General features: G+C 68.8%; 10 protein-coding genes and 2 pseudogenes. 8 read left to right on the forward strand and 4 right to left on the reverse strand.

The annotated features are described in order from the left end of the window. Nucleotides 1-457 precede the first annotated feature (457 nt). Entirely contained in the window at nt 458-1,261 is an 804-nt protein-coding gene (locus AB0G63_RS09080; protein WP_360746600.1) for an MBL fold metallo-hydrolase, read from the reverse strand. An 86-nt stretch (nt 1,262-1,347) separates the two neighbouring features. On the opposite strand from AB0G63_RS09080, the gene AB0G63_RS09085 reads away from it, so the two are divergent. Then, on the forward strand, nt 1,348-1,941 hold the full coding sequence (locus AB0G63_RS09085) for a CGNR zinc finger domain-containing protein (protein WP_360746603.1): 594 nt from the start codon (nt 1,348-1,350) through the stop codon (nt 1,939-1,941). A 150-nt stretch (nt 1,942-2,091) separates the two neighbouring features. Here the strand turns inward: AB0G63_RS09085 and AB0G63_RS09090 are convergent, their stop codons facing one another. Continuing rightward, entirely contained in the window at nt 2,092-5,577 is a 3,486-nt protein-coding gene (locus AB0G63_RS09090; RefSeq protein WP_360746606.1) for a DNRLRE domain-containing protein, read from the reverse strand. Nucleotides 5,578-6,122: 545 nt separating this feature from the next. Here AB0G63_RS09090 and AB0G63_RS09095 point away from each other — a divergent pair. Together AB0G63_RS09095 and AB0G63_RS09100 are read left to right on the forward strand one after the other, a co-directional pair. Next, nucleotides 6,123-12,794, forward strand: a complete 6,672-nt coding sequence (locus AB0G63_RS09095) for an RHS repeat-associated core domain-containing protein (protein WP_360746609.1) — start codon at nt 6,123-6,125, stop codon at nt 12,792-12,794. A gap of 9 nt (nt 12,795-12,803) precedes the next feature. Beyond that, nucleotides 12,804-13,745: a hypothetical protein gene (locus AB0G63_RS09100; RefSeq protein WP_360746612.1), complete on the forward strand. Its 942-nt coding sequence runs from the start codon at nt 12,804-12,806 to the stop codon at nt 13,743-13,745. A 317-nt stretch (nt 13,746-14,062) separates the two neighbouring features. On the opposite strand, the pseudogene AB0G63_RS09105 reads toward AB0G63_RS09100, so the two are convergent. Next, nucleotides 14,063-14,212: pseudogene (locus AB0G63_RS09105) on the reverse strand (IS1380 family transposase); the annotation flags it as partial. On the opposite strand from AB0G63_RS09105, the gene AB0G63_RS09110 reads away from it, so the two are divergent. From AB0G63_RS09110 to AB0G63_RS09130, 5 genes and pseudogenes are all read left to right on the forward strand, one after another. Beyond that, nucleotides 14,151-14,384 carry a hypothetical protein gene (locus AB0G63_RS09110; RefSeq protein ID WP_360747067.1) on the forward strand — a complete coding sequence of 78 codons (234 nt, stop codon included), beginning with the start codon at nt 14,151-14,153 and terminating at the stop codon, nt 14,382-14,384. The pseudogene AB0G63_RS09105 and the gene AB0G63_RS09110 sit on opposite strands and share 62 nt — an antisense overlap. Before the next feature lie 849 nt (nt 14,385-15,233). After that, nucleotides 15,234-15,617, forward strand: coding sequence for a type II toxin-antitoxin system RelE/ParE family toxin (locus tag AB0G63_RS09115; RefSeq protein ID WP_360747050.1), 384 nt, complete (start codon nt 15,234-15,236; stop codon nt 15,615-15,617). Then, complete coding sequence (locus AB0G63_RS09120; protein WP_351892542.1) at nt 15,614-15,952, forward strand: helix-turn-helix transcriptional regulator; 339 nt, start codon at nt 15,614-15,616, stop codon at nt 15,950-15,952. The genes AB0G63_RS09115 and AB0G63_RS09120 overlap by 4 nt, the downstream gene beginning before the upstream one ends. Before the next feature lie 29 nt (nt 15,953-15,981). Continuing rightward, nucleotides 15,982-16,203: pseudogene (locus AB0G63_RS09125) on the forward strand (helix-turn-helix transcriptional regulator); the annotation flags it as partial. Between the two features lie 364 nt (nt 16,204-16,567). Beyond that, nucleotides 16,568-17,296 (forward strand): thioredoxin domain-containing protein, encoded by a 729-nt coding sequence (locus tag AB0G63_RS09130; protein ID WP_360746615.1) that lies wholly within the window; start codon nt 16,568-16,570, stop codon nt 17,294-17,296. 66 nt (nt 17,297-17,362) lie between these two features. On the opposite strand, the gene AB0G63_RS09135 is transcribed toward AB0G63_RS09130, so the two are convergent. Next, entirely contained in the window at nt 17,363-19,015 is a 1,653-nt protein-coding gene (locus tag AB0G63_RS09135; RefSeq protein WP_360746618.1) for a M4 family metallopeptidase, read from the reverse strand. Nucleotides 19,016-19,043: the final 28 nt, after the last annotated feature.

Here is a 19,043-nt window from a genome sequence, read left to right on the forward strand (position 1 = left end):
CGTGCACGGTGACCTGCCCGCCCGGCAGGACGGAGGCCGGGTACACCACGACGTCGTCGTCCTCCCCGGCCGCCTGCGCGGCGGGCGCGGCGGCGAGGCCGGCGGCCGCGAGGGCGAGCGCGATGCCGGTGAGCAGACGGGCGGTGCGTCGCATGGTGCTCCTTCGAGCCTTCTCGGGTGTCCCCTGCCCTACCGAGGTAAGAGGCAGCGGGCCGCACGCGCTTGCTGAAGAAGCGTCAGAAAGGGGTTGAACGGGTGTCGGCCGCGGCGCGCCCCGAGGCCCGCCGTCCCCGCGTCTGACCAGGTCAGCGGCGCTGTGCGGGCTCGCCGGGGAGGGGCGTGAGGAAGCGCGCGGGACGGGGTGTGAACGGGTGACCCGGCGCACGCGGCCGGGCCCGCAGACTTGTGAGCGGCGCGGAGGTCCCGCCGTCGCCGCCGGCGTTTCGGGCGCCGGGGGTCAGCTTCGCCGGCCCCAGTCCAGGCGGTCGGCCAGCCCGGCGGTGGTGAAGGCGGCGACCAGGTCGTCGTGGCCTTCGGTGAAGTGGGCCCAGCTGTCGTAGTGGACGGGGACCACGCGGCCGGCGCCGAGGATCCGGGTCGCCTCGGCGGCCTGTGCGCTGTCCAGGACGAGCGGCTGGTTGTCGAAGAGGATGGGGAAGCGGGGAGCGCCGGCGAAGAGGACGGCGGTGTCGACGGGGGCGAAGCGGTCGGCGATCTCCCTGACCGCGTCGAGGGAGGCGTTGTCGCCGCTGACGTAGACGGTGGGCAGGCCCTCGCCGCTCAGCACGAAGCCGACGACCTCGCCGGTGACCGGCTCGACCTCCTCGCGGGGGCCAGGGCCGTGGACGGCGGGGACACCGGTCACGGTGACCGTGCCGCTGCCGGGGCGGTCCAGCTCGACGGGCTCCCAGTCGGCCAGGCCCTTCACCTTCTTCCCCAGGCTCTCGCCCAGGCGCTCGCCGCCGCCGCGCGTGGTCAGGGTGAGGGGAACGTCGGCGAGCAGGGCCCGGCCGGAGGTGTCGAGGTTGTCGGCGTGCTCGTCGTGGGAGAGCAGGACCACGTCGACGCGGCCGAGGTCGGCGCGGGTGCCGGTGGAGGGGGCGGTCTTGGTCAGGACCGGGCGGCCGGGCCTGCCGTAGTCGCCGGGGCCGTCGAAGGTCGGATCGGTCAGGAACCGCAAGCCGCCGTACTCGAAGAGGGCGGTCGGGCCGCCGAAGACCCGGACAGGGAACCGACTGGTCGTTGCGGGGAGAGAAGACACGGCAAACCTCACGGATAGGAGTTGTGTAACCGTGAGGGGACCGTAGCCGCTTCTCACGGATACGTGCAAGCCGTACCATGAGGAACATGGAAGAGCCCGTGATCGGACAGCCCGGCCCGCCGCCCGCACAGGGCGAGGACGAGCACCTCTCGCTCGCCCTCGTCAACAGCGTGATCACGCTGCCCGGCGGGCACACGGTCGATTTCCTGGGCACTCCCGCACAGGCGAACCAGTGGCTGACGGAACACGGTCTCGCGCCGGTCGACGCCGGCATGCGGGAGATGTGCGCGGCGCAGGTGCGCTCGCTGCGCGAACAGATCAGGTCGCTGTTCGCCTCCCGCGTCGAAGGCCTGCCCGCCCTTCCCGCCGCGGTCAGCGCCGTCAACGACGCGATGACCCGCGTCCCCACCGCCCCGCTGCTGCAGTGGGACGACGAGACCGGCCCCTACCGCGCCACCCCACACCCCACCACCGCGATCGTCGACCACGCCCTGGCCGTCCTCGCCGCCGATGCCGCCGACCTGCTCACGGGCCCCGACGCGGAGCGCCTCACCGCCTGCGGCTCCGCCCCCTGCACCCGCTACCTGCTCCGCCACGGCCGCCGCCACTGGTGCTCCACCCGCTGCGGCGACCGCGCCCGCGCCGCCCGCGCCTACGCCCGCCGCACCACTTCCCGGTGACGCCGCAACACCCGGCCCCCGGCCGGCATCGAACCGGACAACACCCAGGCTCGCCGCCGTCGGAAGCCCTGAACACCCGGCGCCTGGCATCTCGGGGCCGGTGCCTCGACGGGCACCGACCCCAGGGCGCGGGGCGACACGCGGACGGCGTCAGCCGATGGCGATGCGCGTCTTCCAGTAGGCGTGGGGGCCGTAGACCTCCGTTCCGGAGGCGGTGAGGGCTGTCTTGCCGCCGGTGTAGAAGCGGACGGATCCGTCGGCCATGACGGCCCAGATGTCGGGTACGGCGTCGCCGTTGACGCTGGGCGTGCCCATCAGGCGCGGAACGCTGCCGCTCGACCAGCCGGAGGCGGCGTACTCGATGTCGACGCCGCCCGAGGAGTTCGCGGCGGAGGCCAGCGAGTTCAGGTCCACGCCGCCGCCGCTCGCGGCGATGCCCTTGCGGAGCAGTAGCCTGCCGGAGACGTCGCTGCGGTAGACGAGGTCGCCGACACCGTCGCCCGAGACGTCCTGGGCGATGACGAGGTCGCGGTCCTTCCAGGCGGAGGCGGACAGACGGACGGCCTGGTCGACGGTGGCGCCGTGGTACCCGGTGAAGGCCCACAACTCGTCGTCCGTCCCAGCGCCGTTCTTCACCGTGGCGAAGAAGTCGGCGCGTCCGTCGCCGGTGACATCGCCCGCCGCCAGGATCTGGGTGAAGTCGGCCGGGGCCGGCGCACCCTCGGGCAGCAGAATCTCCTTCCGCCGGTCGATGTCCACGGCGCCGTAGCCGTCGCCCGGATAGACCCAGAGCCTGCCTCCGACGCGGACCACGAGGTCCTGGAGGCCGTCGCCGCCGTAGACGTCGCCGTTGTGGGTGATCAGCGCGCCCTTGAAGTGTCCTGAGGGCGCGGCCACGTACGGAGGGAGGTCGTCCCCGTTGGGATCCTTGTCGGGGTTGGCCCGGTACGCGCCGGGCATGGAGTAGTCCAGGTCCCCGGTGCCCTTGGTCAGGTCGTCCTTGTCCGCCTGGGACGGGTAGAGGGCCAGGTTGCCCGCCTCGGTGACCGTGAACAGGTCGGGCAGCGCGTCGCCCGTGAAATCGCCGGCCTTGTCGACCTGGTCGCGTGGGGTGACGTAGAAGAAGTACTTGGCGGGCTGCGAGACGTTGCCCGAGCCGTCGACGGTCCTCACGAAGAGGACGTTGGGCCCGGCGGCCGGAGGCTTGGCGTTCGAGATGGTCCCGCTGACGCTCGTGGGCGTACCCGCGACGCGGCTTACGCTGCCCGTGTAGCTGGGCGAGTTGAAGCCGTACTCGTAGCGCACCACATCCTTGTTCACGGCACGCACGGTGAAGGCTCCCGGTGTGCCGAACTTCTTGACGCTCCAGGTGGCGTCCTCGGCGCCGCTGCCGAAGCCGTTCTCGCTGCCGTCGGCGTCAGGGAAGTCGGTGGAGCTGACCTTGGGCGGGCGGGGCGCGGTGGTGTCGAGCACGAACCGGCACGGCTTCTTCGGGTACCAGCTCGAGCGGCCGTCGGCGTCGTCCACCGCCTGCACCCGCCAGGAGTAGGTGGCCCCGCTCTTGAGGCCGCTGGTGGAGAAACCGTCCGTGGTCCCCAGCGCCGTGCCCTTGTCGGCGCCCACGGGGACCTTGCCCGTCGACTTCAGCAGGTCGCCGGTGTTGTCCCACTGCCCGACCTGCCACAGGTCGAAGTTGAAGAAGTCGAGGTTCTTGTCCTTGTCCGTGGCCTTGGCGATGAAGGTCAGGTCACCGGATCCCATGCGGACGTACGGTTCGGTGGTGGTGCACTTGCCGTCGGGCCCCAGGCCGAGCGAGTTGGACACGATCGCAGGTTTGCGGTTGTAGACGAGATCGAGGTACGGAGGGAAGTCGCCGTCGGCCTGGAACTTCTTCCAGGCGTACTGTGCGTGCTCGTCGCGGGCGCGCATTCCGAAGGTGATCGTGTCCTGGCCGTTGTCGGCGGCTTTCTGGGCGCCCTTCCGCACGTCGAAGGTCTCGAACGCGTCGCGGCAGCCGGACTTGTAGCCGTGGGCGAAGCTCTTGGTGGCGAGTCGGTTGCCGTCGTGGAGTTTGGGGGCGTTCTTCCAGTTGGTGTGCGAGTCGATCTCACCGGTGAGGTGCACGCTCATCGAGCGTTCCTGACAGGACCAGGAGTACGTCTCCAGCATGCGCAGCTTCGCGCTGGTGATCTTCGTGCCCTTGAGGTCCTTGTCGAAGTCGATGTTGAAGTACGAGCGCGAGGTCCCCCAGGTGTCGGACTCGAAGCCGACGCGGGCCTCGTGCGTGCCGCCCTTGTTGAAGCCCTTGCCGTTGTAGAAGGTGGCGTTGGGGTGGCGGTCGTAGGCGGTGGTCCAGTCCTGGACGTGCTTCTTGACCGAGGGGTCGATGAAGACCGGGTAGGTCGTGCTCGGGTCGGCCAGGAAGTCCTGGTCGGGGGTGAGCGTCCACTGCCCGGCGGACAGGTCGGCCTCGACGACGTTGCCCTGCGAGTCGGGGGAGGGGCCGTCCAGGGAGGGCAGGCTGAGGGTCGCGGCCGAACCGGTCTGGGAGGGTGCCGGTGTCGGCTCCGCCGGCACGGACGGCAGCGGGGACTCCGAGACGGTGGGCTCGGCTCCGTCGGAGGCCGACGGCAGGACCTCGACCTCGGCATCGCTCTGCTCGTCGGACTCCACCTCTTCCTCCTCCGAGGGGCTGGGTGTGTCCGAGGGCGACTCGCTCGCGGAGTCCGTCGGGTCCGGCGACTCAGGCTCGGTGGGCTGGGCGGTGGCACCGACGGCGCCGTCGGTGACGGCGGGCTGGCCGCTGCTGTCCCACATCAGGGGGGTGGGGGAGACGGCGACCTCGTCGCCGTACGCGTTCAGGGCGCTGACCATGCCGGACGCCGGGTCGAGGCGGAAGGTGAGATCGGCGGAGTGCAGGCCGTAGGCGAGCTGCTGGACGTGCGGGTCGGACGCGGCCTCACGGGTCTTCAGAACGACGAGCTGCGCGAAGCCGTCGTCGTCGGCGGTGAGGACCAGGTCGCCGCCCGGGAAGATGTCCGGGTACAGGGCACGGTTCCCGTCGATGATCGGTGTGGGTACGGCACCCGGCCAGGTGAGCTGAATGGCGTGGTCGCCGCCGTCGCCCACGTACAGCGTGACCAGCGGAGTCCCCGTGTCGGCCGCGGCGGCGGCCTTCAGCAGAGAGACGCGGCGCACGGTCGAGCGGGAGGCGCGTTTCCCGTCGTCGCCGTGGGAGCCGGCCGAGAACACCATCCGGGTGTTGGTGGCCTTCGGCTCCCAGCCGGACCTGGTGCGGTGCAGGCCCGGGTCGATCTTCTTCCATTCGCCGCCGACCTTGGCCCGGACGGGGGAGGAGTACAGCCGCTTCTCCATGAGCCCGTCGGGGCGGGCCCAGGTGGTCGACCGCGTCGTCCGAGCGGTCGTCACCTCGACGTTCCTTCCCGTCCTGGCGGCTTGCATCAGTGCGGCGGACTCGGTGACCGTCGTCGGGCGACGGCCGGGGCCGTCCGCATGCTCCGTGCCGTCACCGTCCAGCCGGAAGCCGGCGTAGACGATGCCGGTGGTCGCCACCGCGGCCGAGAGCAGTGCCGCGACGGTCCGACGGCCGGGCATACGGCGCCAGTTGCGCGTCATCGGGCGGATTCCCCTTCCCCCTGGTTCCCCCTTGAAGCCGGCGCGCGACGCTACGTGGCCGGGCCAGCCGATGATGACCTATGAAGGAACTGTCGTCACCCTGTGGGGATTTGACACGCGAGGGGCGAACGGTGGTGTGTCGCGACCCAGTTGTACGGACCGGACGGGCCGATCGTCAGCGGTGTGAGCGGATCACCTCTCCGATAACGGAGTAAATTCCCACGAAAACAAGGGAGTTGGCCGCCGTTTCAGTGGGTTGTGTGCAGGTGCGCACCGAAGGACGGCTAGGTGGCGGTAGGTGTCATGTGGGGGGCTACCCGCATCTCGCCCCTGTTCGCTGCGTAGCGATGCGTTACGTACCGTGATGATGATCACAGCGGGGCGCCTCCTCTGGCTTTCCCCACAGGGTGATCACAGAATCTCCACTGCCTGATACATCGTCACGCGTGGTCCGTCACCGGTCCCGCTTCCAAGTGGTCCGGGGGGACCCCGTCGTGCTCGATCGTCATTCACGTGCCCGCAAACGCCGTCTCGCACGGACCGTCGTGCCGATCACGGCAGCCGCGTTGCTGGTGGGGCTGCTGCCCGCGACATCGTTGGCGATACCTCCTGACCCGGCGGCGGAGGAAACGGGCCGGGAATCGCTGGTCCTGGAGCACCTCAAGACCGAGACTCCCGTCCCCGGCAAGGACTTCAGCAGGAACCTGGACAGCCTGAAGGCGGACGTCCCTCCGGACCTCCTCGCCGCGCCGGCCAACACCACGACGCCGCCCTCCAACCTCACCGGTTCCGTCGACTTCGGCTCATCCGCGACGGCGGCGACAGCCTCCGTCCATTCGGCCCAGCAGGCTGCCCTGAGCCCGGTGGGTACCCTCCCGGTGAGCCTCGGCCAGGCCCCCGACCAGCCGACGCCGACCGGAACGTGGCAGGTCAGCATCCCTGACCGGGCGTCCGCGGTCAGCCAGGGCGTGGACGGCGCGGTGCTGGTCGTGCAGGCTCCGGACACCGGTGCCGTCCCGGTCTCCGTCAAACTCGACTACGCCAGGTTCAAGAGGCTCTACGGCGCGGACTGGGCCTCTCGCCTGCGCTTCGTGCAGTTCCCCGACTGCTACCTGACGACGCCGGACGACGAGGCGTGCCAGACGTACGAAGAGCTGGAGACGACCAACGACACGGCGTCCGCGTCCCTCACCGCCACCGTCGACCCAGCCGCCGACGACACGGTGACGCCCGCCTCGGCGACGACCTCTCCCGCGACCGGATCGGGCGCCGTCCAGGCGTCCTACCGCACGTCCACCGGGGCGACGCAGACGGCGACGGGCGGCAGCACGGCCGTGGTCGGCGCCGTCGACTCCGGAGGCAGCGGCGGGGGCACTTTCAAGGCGACGCCGCTCGCCTCCGACGGAAAGTGGGAGGCGGGGGGATCCTCGGGTGCGTTCACCTGGTCGTACCCGCTGAACATCCCCAGTCCGCCCGCCGGACCGGCTCCCCAGGTCTCCTTCGAATACAGCTCCCAGACGGTGGACGGCCGCACCGCGGTCTCCTCGCCGCAGGCGTCCTGGATCGGCGAGGGCTGGTCCTACGACGCCGGCTACATCGAACGCCGTTACCGCTCCTGCAAGGACGACCGCAAGACGCTCGACGCCGGCACGCCCAACAACACCGCCAAGAAGGACAAGACGTCCGACCAGTGCTGGGTGTCCCACAACGCGGTGATGTCGCTGAACGGCAAGACCACCGAACTGATCCGCGACGCCGCCCCGGGAAGCGACCCCGAGAAGGACACCGAGCGCTACCGGCCGCAGCAGGACGACGGCACCCGCATCGAACACCGGGTCGGCGGCAGCAACGACGACAACAACGGCGAATACTGGGTCGTCACGACCACCGACGGCACCCAGTACTTCTACGGCCTCAACAGCGTCGGCGGCGGCCACGCAGACACCGACTCCGTTTCCACCGTCCCGGTCTTCGGCAACCATCCGGGTGAGCCCTGCCACGCCGACACCTTCGCCGACTCGCGCTGCGGCTCCGGCAAGCAGCAGGCGTGGCGCTGGGGCCTGGACAAGGTCGTCGACGTCCACGGCAACACGATGATCGTCAACTGGACCCAGGAGACGAACTACTACGCCGTCCGTAAGAAGTTCAAGTCGCCCGAACAGTACGACCGTTACGCCTACCCGACCCTCATCGAGTACGGCATGCGCCCGGACAGTCTGACCAAGCCGTCCGCGACGGTCGCGTTCGGCGTCAAGCAGCGCTGCCTCAAGTCCGAGACCGCCTGCACGGCGGCCAACTTCGCCAAGACCGACGACCCCGGCGCCTACCGCCCCTGGTGGGACACTCCCGGCAACCTCAACTGCAAGTCCACTTCCAAGCTGTGCCCGCCGTTCCCGTCCTTCTGGACGCAGATGCGCCTGGACACGGTCACGACGAAGGCCGCGCGCGCGGGTCAGACCGGCCTGGGCCCGGTCGACAAGTACACGCTCCACCAGTCCTTCCCCGCGGACTGGTACGACTCCGCCCCCGGCCTGTGGCTGAACTCCATCACCCGTACCGGCTACGCGCCCGGCGACACCACCGGCACGGTGCAGTCCAAGGACGGGGTCAGTTTCGCCGCCTACACCGTCGGCTCGACCTCACCCCTGCACGCCCGGCTCAGGGACCGTCAGCTGCCCAACCTGGTGCTCACCGGAAAGAGCGACCAGCGGCCCGGCTTCACCCGTCCCCGCATCGGCACCGTGTCCACCGAGTACGGCGGCGACATCGAGGTGGAGTACAAGGGCGGCTGTGCCGCCGAACCGGCCGAGGACAAGGGCAAGGCGAACGGCACCTGCTACCCGGTGCGCTGGTCGCCGGACGGGGACGAGAAGACCCCGGCGAAGGCGTGGTTCAACAAGTACGTCGTCCACTCCGTCACCGAGACGGACAAGGTCACCTCACATGGCCCGCCGGTCGTCACGAAGTACACCTACTCGGGTCCGGCCTGGGCCAAGAGCGACGACGAGTTCACCCGGCCCGCGCTGCGCACCTACAGCGACTGGCGCGGATACCGCCAGGTCAAGGCCGTCAAGGGCCGCAAGTCCGTTTCCGAGCAAGGCGACGTGAACGCCCAGTCGCTCACCACGACCCGCTACTTCCAGGGCGCGGGCGGCGAGGTAAAGGACTCCACCAGCACGTACACCCTGCTGGCGGACGACGCTCCCCAGTACGCCGGCATGACCGCGGAGAGCATCACCTACCGCGACTCCGACGGTCAGGTACTCAAGCGCACCCTGAACTTCCCGTGGTCCAAGCAGACCGCGTCCCGCGCACGCGAGAACGAGGACGGCACTGCGGCGGACCCGCTGCTCGCCCACCGCATCGGCATCAAGCGCACGGACGAGATACAGACGGTGGACAGCGGCGACGGCGGCTGGCGGGCCGTCCGCACCCTCACCACAGTCGACGACACCTACGGGCTGCCCAAGCAGGTCGAGACAGCCGTGGTCAAGCCCGACGGCACCGGCGAGACCCTCTCCAACCAGACGTGCACCAAGACGTTCTACGTGCACAACACCACCGCATGGCTGATCGGCCTGCCCAAGGAACAGCGCACCACCGCCACCTCCTGCGCCGGCTACGACACCGCCGACCCGGCCACCGAGCTCAAGTCGGCCGTCCGGACGAGCTACGACAATCTGGCCTACGAAGCGACGCCCACCAAGGGCCTGGTCACCTCGGTGGCCGAGATCAACGGCACGGGCACCGCGTACTCGGTCGTCACCGACACGACCTACGACCCGCTGGGCCGGGTGCGCACCGTCAAGGCGCCCGGTGCGGGCACCACGGAGACCAGGTACACACCGGGGGACGAGGGCGGCCCGGTCACCGAGACCAAGCTGCTCGACGCCCTGGGGCACACCACCACGACCACGTTCGACCCGGGGCGCGGCCTCCCGCTGACGGTCACCGACCCCAACGGCCGCGTGACGCGCAACGAGTACGACGCCCTCGGCCGGCTCGTCAAGGGCTGGTCCGCGTCGCGTTCCTCCGGCGGCAAGTCGCCGGACGTCGTCATCGACTACCAGCCCGCGATCGCCACGAGCAGTGAGAACCGTCCCGCCGCCGTGATCGTGAAGACCCTCAAGGACGACGGCTCCTACGCCACCGGGATCACCCTCTACGACGGCCTGATGCGCGAGGTCCAGAAGCAGACCGAGGCCCACGGCCCCGGACGGATCATCGCGGACACCACCTACGACGACCACGGCCTGGTCTTCGAGCAGACCGGCGGCTACCTGGCGAAGGGCGCCCCGGAGCCGAAGCTCTTCGCCCCGAGATCGAAGTCCCTGATCCCGAGTTCGGTCAAGCACCGCTACGACGGCATGGAACGCGAGGTCCGCGCGTCCACCTACCACGACGGCGACTACCAGTACGCGACCTCCACCTGGTACAGCCTGAGCAGCACGTATGTGAACCCGGCGGGTTCGACGACCCCGAGAACGCGGACGTACTACGACGCCCTCGGACGCGTGACGTCGGTCAAGCACTACACCCAGGAAGCCGGGGACTCGGAAACCGGGCGCACGACCGCCTACGCGTACGACGCCCGCGGCAACCGCCGCAGCGTCACCGACCCGGCCGGCAACGTCTGGTCGTACACCTACGACGCCCGCGGCCGGGTCACGTCCGCCACCGACCCGGACACCGGCACCACCGAGACCTGGTACGACGCCGCGGACCGCCCCGACCACGTCAAGAACGCGCGCGGGCAGGAGACTTACACCGAGTACGACCTCCTCGGGCGCGTCAAGTACATCCGCCAGGGCTCAGCCACCGCCACCCCCGTCAAGGAGTACACCTACGACGACGCGCCGGGCGGCATCGGCCGGCCGTCGGGCAGCAAACGGCACACCGACAACGGCGACTACACCAACCGCGTCACCGGCTACGACGCCGACTACCACCCCACCGGCAGCGAGACGGTCATCCCGGCCAACTCCATGACGACGGGACTGGCGGGCAAGTACACCTACTCCTACACCTACACGCCGACGGGCAAGCCCCAGTCGGTCACGGTGCCCGCTGCGGGCGGACTGGCGCAGGAGAAGGTCGTCACCCGCTACAACGCCGACGGCCTGCCGGAGTCCACGTCCGGCCTGACCTGGTACACCTCCGACGCGACGTATTCGCCGTACGGCGAGGTGCTGCGCACGGTCTCCGGCTCCCAGCCCTACCGCGTCTGGACGACCAACTTCGTCGACCCGCACACGGGGCGTCTCGCCCGCACGGTCGCCGACCGGGAGACGGACGGCCCCCACCGCATCACGGACAGCTTCTACAGCTACGACGTCTCCGGCACGATCACGTCCAACGCCCGCCAGCTCAGCGAGGCGACGGGTGACACCTGGGACACCCAGTGCTTCACGTACGACGCGATGGGCGAGCTGGTGCACGCCTGGACGTCGAACGTCACGCCGAACCGCTACGGCACCGGCTGCAAGGCCGCGAACGGCAAGACGTGGGGCTACCGCACCGACTACGGCCCCTCCTCGGGCCCGGTCGCCGACGCCCCGGACGCGGCCGCCCCGGGCACCGCGCTGACCGACTCCCTCGCGGCGGCGGCCCCGGACACGGCGACCGTCTCCACCGGCGCGACCGCCTACCGCCAGGCGTTCACCTTCGACTGGCTCGGCAACCGCGCCACCCTGACCGAGCACGACACGGCCGACGCGACGAAGAACGTCACGTACACCCACGGCTACGGCAAGACGATCGCCGCCACCCCGACGACGCCGGCGTACAAGACCCAGCCGCACACGGTCACCTGGATCAGCTCCACCCCCTCGGGCAAGGGCAGCGCCTACACCTACGACGCCACCGGCAACACCACCATCCGTGACCTGCCCGCCACCACGCAGAACCTGGTCTGGTCACCGGAGAACAAGCTCGACTCCATCACCGACGACGGCAAGAAGACGACGTACGTCTACGACGCCGACGGCAACCGCCTGCTGGAGAACTCCGCCTCCGGCTCGACGCTGTACCTGGGCGAGACCGAACTCACCACGGACGCCACCGGCACCATCACCCGCGCCGCACGCTCCTACGCCCAGGCCGGCGCCCCCACAGTGGTCCGCACCACGACCAACGGCGCGACCACCGGCCACAAACTCAACGCCCTGCTCGCCGACCACCTCGGCACGGCCAACACCACCGTCGAACTCTCCACCACCCAGCCGGTCACCCGCCGCGCCTACAAGCCCTACGGCGAAACCCGCGGCCCCAAACCCACCACCTGGCCCAACAAGCGCGGCTACCTGGGCACCGGCATCGACGACACAGCCACCGGCCTGACCCACATAGGCGCCCGCGAATACGACCAGTCCTCCGGCCGCTTCCTCTCCGCCGACCCCATCATCGACATCGCGGACCCGCTCCAGATGAACGGGTACGCGTACAGCAGCAACAGCCCTGTATCCAAGAGCGATCCCACAGGTCTGTGCCCGAAAGACGTCTGTGATGGCTACGGCCAGATCACCGAGTCGACTCCGGACCAGTCCACGACCAGCGGCGGGGATAACGGCACAACAGCGAAAAAGCAGGGACGGGACAGCCGGGAAATGGTGGCTGACACGATCCGTCACAATGCTGCAGTGCGGACCGTCGCGGCATATCTCACTGCTATGTACTGGCAGAATCCGGAAGTGCAGGTCAGGACGAATGTGAAGATTCGAAACGGTGGTACGGGGAAGACGAAGGATGGATTCGCCGATGTCGTCGTGTATTTCGATGACTACATTTTTATCTGGGAAGTGAAGTCTGCCAAGACGGCTGAAAAGAGAGCGCCTGCTCAGCTTGACCGTTACGTTAGGGCGATGCAGAAAGAGAAAGCGAAGTATGGGAAAATTGTGCAGCGCGGTCAGGAGCTTCCTCAATTGGCAACCTTTGATCCACTGGATCCCAGGCAGCAGTTGGTCGTGCAATCTACGCGAACCCGGTTGAATTCTCCCCACAAGGGATTGAGGTATCAGGGTGTTGTGGGCTGGTGGACGCGTAGGCAGTCCGGTAGAACCCCTAGGGGGCATGAGCCCTCCAGTGTTTACGCCCCGCTTGCCATCCAGGTGTGGCAGCCCACGCCTGCACAGCAGCAACGCATCGCATGGGGAGCCGTAGGTGCAGGTGCAATCTATGTGCTCGGCAAGATGGTGACAAGCCCGTTCGGCCTTGAGTAGAGTGGGTGTGTGGATCTTCTCGAAACCCTCAACGCCAACCTCTCTCACGGGCTCACCGTGGAGCTCACGGTTTACGACACCGATCTCGATCGCCAATCCACTTGTGCCTATCAGTGGCTCACGGACGGTGTTCGGCAAATTGGGGGAGAGCGTGTTTTGCTAAGCGCTGGACAGGGGAGAATCTCCAGCAAAGGCTTCACTAGCGTCCCTGCTATGCGACCGCGTGGCGATTTCAGTCGATGGTCCTATGTTTGGGTAGCACCCCAGGATACGCTCGATGTCCTCTATAATCCTTACACTTCGGACGTACTTCCGTGGATTAGGAGGGTCATCGAAGATCGACCCGAATCGATTTCCGTGGAGAGTGGCAAGTTCGTAGAACTCGGGGAAATCGGTGACACTGATATTTTCGCTTCGGTCGTGTTCGAGGAGGAACTCCCGGAATATGTGAAACTCCTTGTCTACCCGGACGAGGCGGATTTGCTCGCAGCGGAAACGGCCCAGAGGGTACAGGACCGCCTTGTGCAGTCAGTTCGGTGGGCGTGCGAGCGGTACAACGTGGTGTTCGGGCACGTTTCCTATAGACATGCCCTGGGGATGACGGAACTTGAGCGCTTCCTGCGCGGCGAGGACGGCAGTCCTATCAGCAACACTCCTCGGTGGCGCTCGCAGTTGCGCGGCTATTCCTGGCTCATGGTCATCTCCTCCGATATCGCCCACCTGCTGGGCGGCGTCGAAACCCTAAGAGATTCCCGGGCCTTCCATTCGATCTCTACATTGCCCAACGGATCGCTTCTCCTTCAAGCCACGCCGACCTTCCGTGAGTACCGTGGACCTGCGGTGGAGAAGGTCTACGACGCTGTGCGGAAGGTGCTCGTGACCGGAGAATTCCGTACTCTTCCGCCGATCCCAGGTATACCGCCGGCTAATATGGTTGTGCTACCAGATTGAGTAGAACGGACCTCGGCGCACCGCCTGCTGTCGTGGCTGGCTTTGGGCGGTTGAGTTCGAAGGCGACACGGGCTCGCGCGATCAGCGATGGCGGCGTGATCGACCGTGCCCGGTCGTAGAGGTCGCGGTCCGTCGCGTTCTTCAGATGAGGGCGCAGGAGACCGAGCATCGCCGTCACGCGCTCGTAGGCGCGGGCGGACTGCACCTTGGGCTAGCCTCGCCGTTTCGGTTGGGTACGGCAGCTGGTGGGGCGGAAACGCGAAAGTGCCTTCCTGACCTGGAACGATGAACCTTGCTGAGGGGTTCTGTCGGTCCAGGTCGAACAGGGACAGCTGGGCGCCGGGGTGTGGTCGCTCGCGGCGCACGATGATGCGCGTGCCGGCCGGGTAGCCGGTCAGGTCGACCATGCCGGTCAGCTCGGCGACCTCGGCGCCGGCACGGAGCGAGCCGTCCTGGTCCAGGGCGGGCGCCAACACCGCGAGCGACCACATCACGGTGCTCGACCAGGCACTCGCGCAGATCCCCGACGCCCACCGGCACGTGGCCAGTTCGTTTCTCCAGGGCCAGGTCTGCGGTATCCGCAAGCGCAGTCGCCGACCGCCCCGGGTCAGACGGGCGGCGACGTGCAGCAGCCGGTAGCGGAGCTTCTTCGGCTCGGCAGCCGCCAGCTCCCCGTCCAGCAGCAGGACGCGCACCCGCCACTTCGCGATCAACTCGGCCTGGCTCGAACTCAGCCTCGCGGCGATCGACCTGCTGGCCTGGATGCACCGTACCTTCTTCTCAGTCGGATACGCGGTCACCGAGCCTGTCCGCCACGCGATCCGAGCCATGCCCGACCGTCTCTGGCATCACGGATTCCTCGTTTCCGCCCATCTCGGACGTGGGTGAGGAAGGCCTTCGCGGATCCGGCGCTGTCGGTGCGGACAAGGATGTCAGTGCCGGGTGTTGTAGCGGTGTAGCCGGCCAAACGCCTTGAGACGGGCCTCGCGCTCGCTGGCCCAGTGCTTGCGGCCCTGGTTGTACGCGCCGCTGCGTGTGGTTCGTCCGGTCGCCCCGGCGACACCGGCAAGGTCGGCACCAAGAGTGAACTCATGATTGCCCTCAACCGGCCCAGCGCACCGTCGCCGGGCACGGCGAGCATGGTTGGTAGCGACGGACCCGCGCTTATGGGCGTTGCAGCCTGCGGGGGCGAAGCTCCCGGCCGTCCGTCGGGGGCCGACTCCTCCGCCCCGGCCCCGCGCCGCCGGACTGGGCGACGCGCCAGCCCGGCCGTACGCTGCCTCTCCCGATCGGGCCCGGTCCTGCCGAAAGAAGCCGACCCTGCGCCGCCTCGGCAGGTTGCCGCTGGTTTGCGGCGGCGCCGTGGCATCAGGACGAAGGGGAGTGCCGGGGGTGTACGACGCTGGAGTGGCTGCGGTCGCGGCGACGGCACACGACCTGAACTGTGAAGTCGCGCTCTCGCACCCCGTGCCATATATCATCGGCGCTATGGACGGCGGGCGGTACTCGATCGAGATCGAGCCGGAGGTGCGGCTGTGGCTGGAGAACATTCCCGCCCATCACTACAAGCAGGCCGAACGCGTCGCCGACCTGCTCGCCGAGCAGCCCACCACGCTCGACGAACCGCACTCCCGCCACCTGGGTGGCAAGCTCCGCGAGCTGCGCTTCCGCCTGGGCGATGCCCATCAGCGGATCACCTACTGGCTGGCGCCCGGCCGACGTGTCGTGCTGCTCACCGTGTTCCGCAAGACCAAGATGCGCGAGCAGGCCGAAGTGGACCGCGCCCACGCCGCACAGCGATTGTGCGAGGCAGAGCATGAAGCCGCCGCCGAGCACGACCTCTACAGCCGCAACCTCAAGGAGAACCGATGAACCACAGCGAATGGAGGACCCGTCGCCACCGTCGGCTGCTGGGCGAACGCCTGGACGCTGACCCCGAGTACGACCGGGTCTACGAAGAGGCCGGCCTCGCCATGACGTTGGGCAAGGCCGTCTACGACCGGCGTAAGCAGCTGGGTCTGAGCGAGGCCGACCTCGCCGAGCGCATGCACGTCGACGTCGATGACATCGAAGGCATCGAGACGGCCACCGAGCTGCCGCCCATCGCAGTCATCATGCGCCTGGCCCGCGCACTGGACCTCACGGTGGACGTGCACCTCGCCGGCGGAGACGAGCCCACCGTCACCATCGTCGCCCCAGCGGCCTGAGGCGGGGAGGAACCATGCAGGACCCGCCTTCCGCGCTCGCCCGTGAGCTCGGGCAACTCGTCCACGACCGGCGCATCGAGCTCGGGCTGTCCCAGGTCGAGCTGGCCGAGCGGTGCGGGATGAAGCAGCCGCAGATCTCCCGCTTCGAAGGCGGCGGGACCATGCCCACGCTTCCCCTCCTGCGCCGCCTGGCTCAGGCTCTCGGCGCCGACCTGACCATCAGCCTCACCCCGCACGACGAAGCCGCTTGACACACATTCGAATTCCCGGCACTCCCCAGGCGATGTAGACCACTGACGGCAGTAGCGACGGCAACACCGGCGGACACCAGCGCATAAACACGGACGTCGATTTCGCCTCGCGAACTTTCAAGGCTTTCAAGTGGTGCTGCTGTCGCAACGGCGCCGCTGTGCGTGATCGTGCGGTTGCGTAGAGGCAGCAGGGAGCGGTGACCGCCGTCCGTGCTGCCCCTCGGTGACCGGTCATCCCTTGAGGCTGCATGACAGGGCGGCTGAGATGTTCTCGCTGTGGCCGGTATGCGTGTGTCCGGCGTGCTGATCAGGGCTGTTCAGGCAAGGGGTGGGGACGTATGGGATTCATGGCGGACGGCGTCTCGTGACGGCTGTCGTGGCTGTCGCGCTGGCTGCGGCGGCCGTCAGCGGTTGTGGGGGGCGGGCCACCGCGCGGGACGGGAAGGACGCCTACGCCGGTGTGGGCGACCTTCCCGAGAAGCTTGCCGCGGACGGCACCACCATCGTCGTCGGCGACCCCGAGGCGCCTGTCACCCTGCGTCTGTACGAGGACCCCCGGTGTCCCGTCTGCGAGGAGTTCGAGTCCGCCGACGGCGGCGGTCCCGCGGCCCGTGACGCCATGCTGCGGCACGGGCTGCGGACGGAGTACACGATGGCCTCCTTCCTGGACGAGAAGCTGGGCGGTCACGGCTCCCAGAAGGCCGTCAACGCCCTGCGTGCCGCGCTGGAGGAAGGCAAGTTCGCCGAGTACCACGAGGTTCTCTACCGCCATCAGCCCGAGGAGTCCGTCGACGGCTTCACGGACGCCCACCTGCTGCAACTGGCGAGCAAGGTCGACGGGTTGCGCGGCCCGGCCTTCGACTCCGCCGTCCGGACCATGAAGTACCGCGACTTCGTCGCCGAGTCGGAGCAGGCGTACGACCAGGCCGGTGACGCCACCGAACCCAGGGGGCCGGGCACGCCGACCGCCGTGATCAACGGGACGCGCATCCCGGTGGCGTACTCGGGGCTCCTCTACGACCGGCAGCGGTTCGACCTGCTGCTGACCCAGATCGAGCAGGACCCCGAGTCGTGGGCCGACTGGAGCTTCTGACGGGCTCGCACCGGGCTGTGGGCGCCGCGGCCGCCATCGGCCGCGGCGCCCTGGCCCAGGCCTCGGTCAGCCCACGCTCACCGCGCTCCAGGCCGCCGCCACCGCGTTGTACTCCGCGCTTCCGGAGCCGTACAGGTCCTTCGCCGCGTTGAGGGTGGCCGTCCGCGCGCCCGCGTAGTTGGTCGAGGACGTCATGTAGACCGTCAGGGCGCGGTACCAGATCTTGCCCAGCTTGTCCCGGCCGATTCCGGTGACCGTGGAGCCGTTGCAGGTGGGGGAGTTGTAGCTGACTCCGTTGACGGTCTTCGCGCCGCTGCCCTCCGCCAGGAGGTACGCGAAGTGGTTGGCGACGCCCGAGGAGTAGTGGACGTCCAGGTTGCCGACCGAACTGCTCCAGCAGTCGGCGGAGTTGCCGTCCTTGGACGGCTTGTCCATGTAGCGCAGGGCGTCCCGGCCGAAGCCCGAGCGGACGATCTCCTCGCCGATGAGGTAGTCGCCCGGGTCCGACGCGTTGCCCGCGTACCACTCCACCAGCGAGCCGAAGATGTCGGACGTCGCCTCGTTCAGGCCGCCGGACTCGCCGGAGTACGTCAGTCCGGCCGTCTTGGACGTGACGCCGTGCGTCATCTCGTGGCCGGCCACGTCCAGCGCCACCAGCGGCCCGAACGTCGTCCCGTCACCGTCGCCGTACGTCATGCAGAAGCAACTGTCGTCCCAGAAGGCGTTGTTGTAGTTGCTGCCGTAATGGACGCGGTTGTACGAGCCCTTGCCGTCGCCGGCGATGCCGTTGCGGCCGTGGACGTTCTTGTAGTAGTCCCACGTCTCGTTCGTGCCGTACTGGGCGTCCACCGCCGCGGAGGAGCGGTCGGCGGTCGTCCCGGTGCCCCAGTGGTTGTCGGCGTCGGTGAAGACCGTGGCCGGGGCGCGGCTGATGCAGATGCCGAAGATGCACAGGTCGGTCTTGTTGGCCGCGTCACCGGTGTACGTGTTGCCGCGGGTGGGGTCGGTGAGCTGGTACGTCGATCCCGACAGGGTGGTCTCCAGCGGCACCGTCCCGCTGTACAGCGACTGCCCGTCGCCGGTCGCCGTCTCCAGCGCGTCCCAGGCGTCGATCTGCGCGCCGGTGCGGGCGTTCGTCAGCACCGTGCGGGCGACCGGGTTGCCGGCCGAGTCCAGCGCGACCGCGTTCGTGCGCCAGGCCAGCTTCGGGGCGCCGTGCAGGGCGTCGACGACCAGCTCGGGCTTCGCCTTGAGCTTGCGCAGGGTCTCGCCCAGGTTGGCGGCGCGCAGGGCGTGCGCCGCGATGTCGGCGGCCTTCGGGGCCGACACGGACGGGGTGACCGACGCGAGCGAGACGCCGCTGCGCGTCGCGCGGCTCGCGCCGCGGTACGCGCCGTCGGACGCCAGGTGGACGACGAAGTCACCGCCCAGGACGGGCAGGTTGCGGTACGTGCGGTCGTAGCGGACGTGCTGCGTGCCGTCCTTGTCGACGATCACGTCCCGGACGGCCGTGTCCTCGGCGGAGGTGAGGCCGAGGCTCTGGGCGTGTGCGGCCAGCGCCGACGCCGCGTGCTGGACGGCGGTGGCCCTGGTCGGTCTGTTGTCGGCCGCGTGGGCGGCGGGGGAGAGCGTGGCGGCCAGCAGGGTGGCGGCGGTGGCCGCTACGCCGGTGGCGGCGAGACGTCGGGAACCTCGGATGTGGTGCCGTATCCGACTCATCTGTCTCCTCGGGAAGGCGCCTCTGAGC

The sequence above is a fragment of the Streptomyces sp. NPDC020996 genome, assembly GCF_040641355.1.
Classification (GTDB): domain Bacteria; phylum Actinomycetota; class Actinomycetes; order Streptomycetales; family Streptomycetaceae; genus Streptomyces.

Bases quoted from the DNA above. Each gene is read 5' to 3' on its own strand.
- AB0G63_RS09120 (WP_351892542.1), top strand. From the start codon at position 15,614: ATGAACCACAGCGAATGGAGGACCCGTCGCCACCGTCGGCTGCTGGGC.
- AB0G63_RS09085 (WP_360746603.1), top strand. From the start codon at position 1,348: ATGGAAGAGCCCGTGATCGGACAGCCCGGCCCGCCGCCCGCACAGGGC.
- AB0G63_RS09110 (WP_360747067.1), top strand. From the start codon at position 14,151: ATGCCGGTCAGCTCGGCGACCTCGGCGCCGGCACGGAGCGAGCCGTCC.
- AB0G63_RS09135 (WP_360746618.1), bottom strand. From the start codon at position 19,015: ATGAGTCGGATACGGCACCACATCCGAGGTTCCCGACGTCTCGCCGCC.
- AB0G63_RS09090 (WP_360746606.1), bottom strand. From the start codon at position 5,577: ATGACGCGCAACTGGCGCCGTATGCCCGGCCGTCGGACCGTCGCGGCA.
- AB0G63_RS09115 (WP_360747050.1), top strand. From the start codon at position 15,234: ATGGACGGCGGGCGGTACTCGATCGAGATCGAGCCGGAGGTGCGGCTG.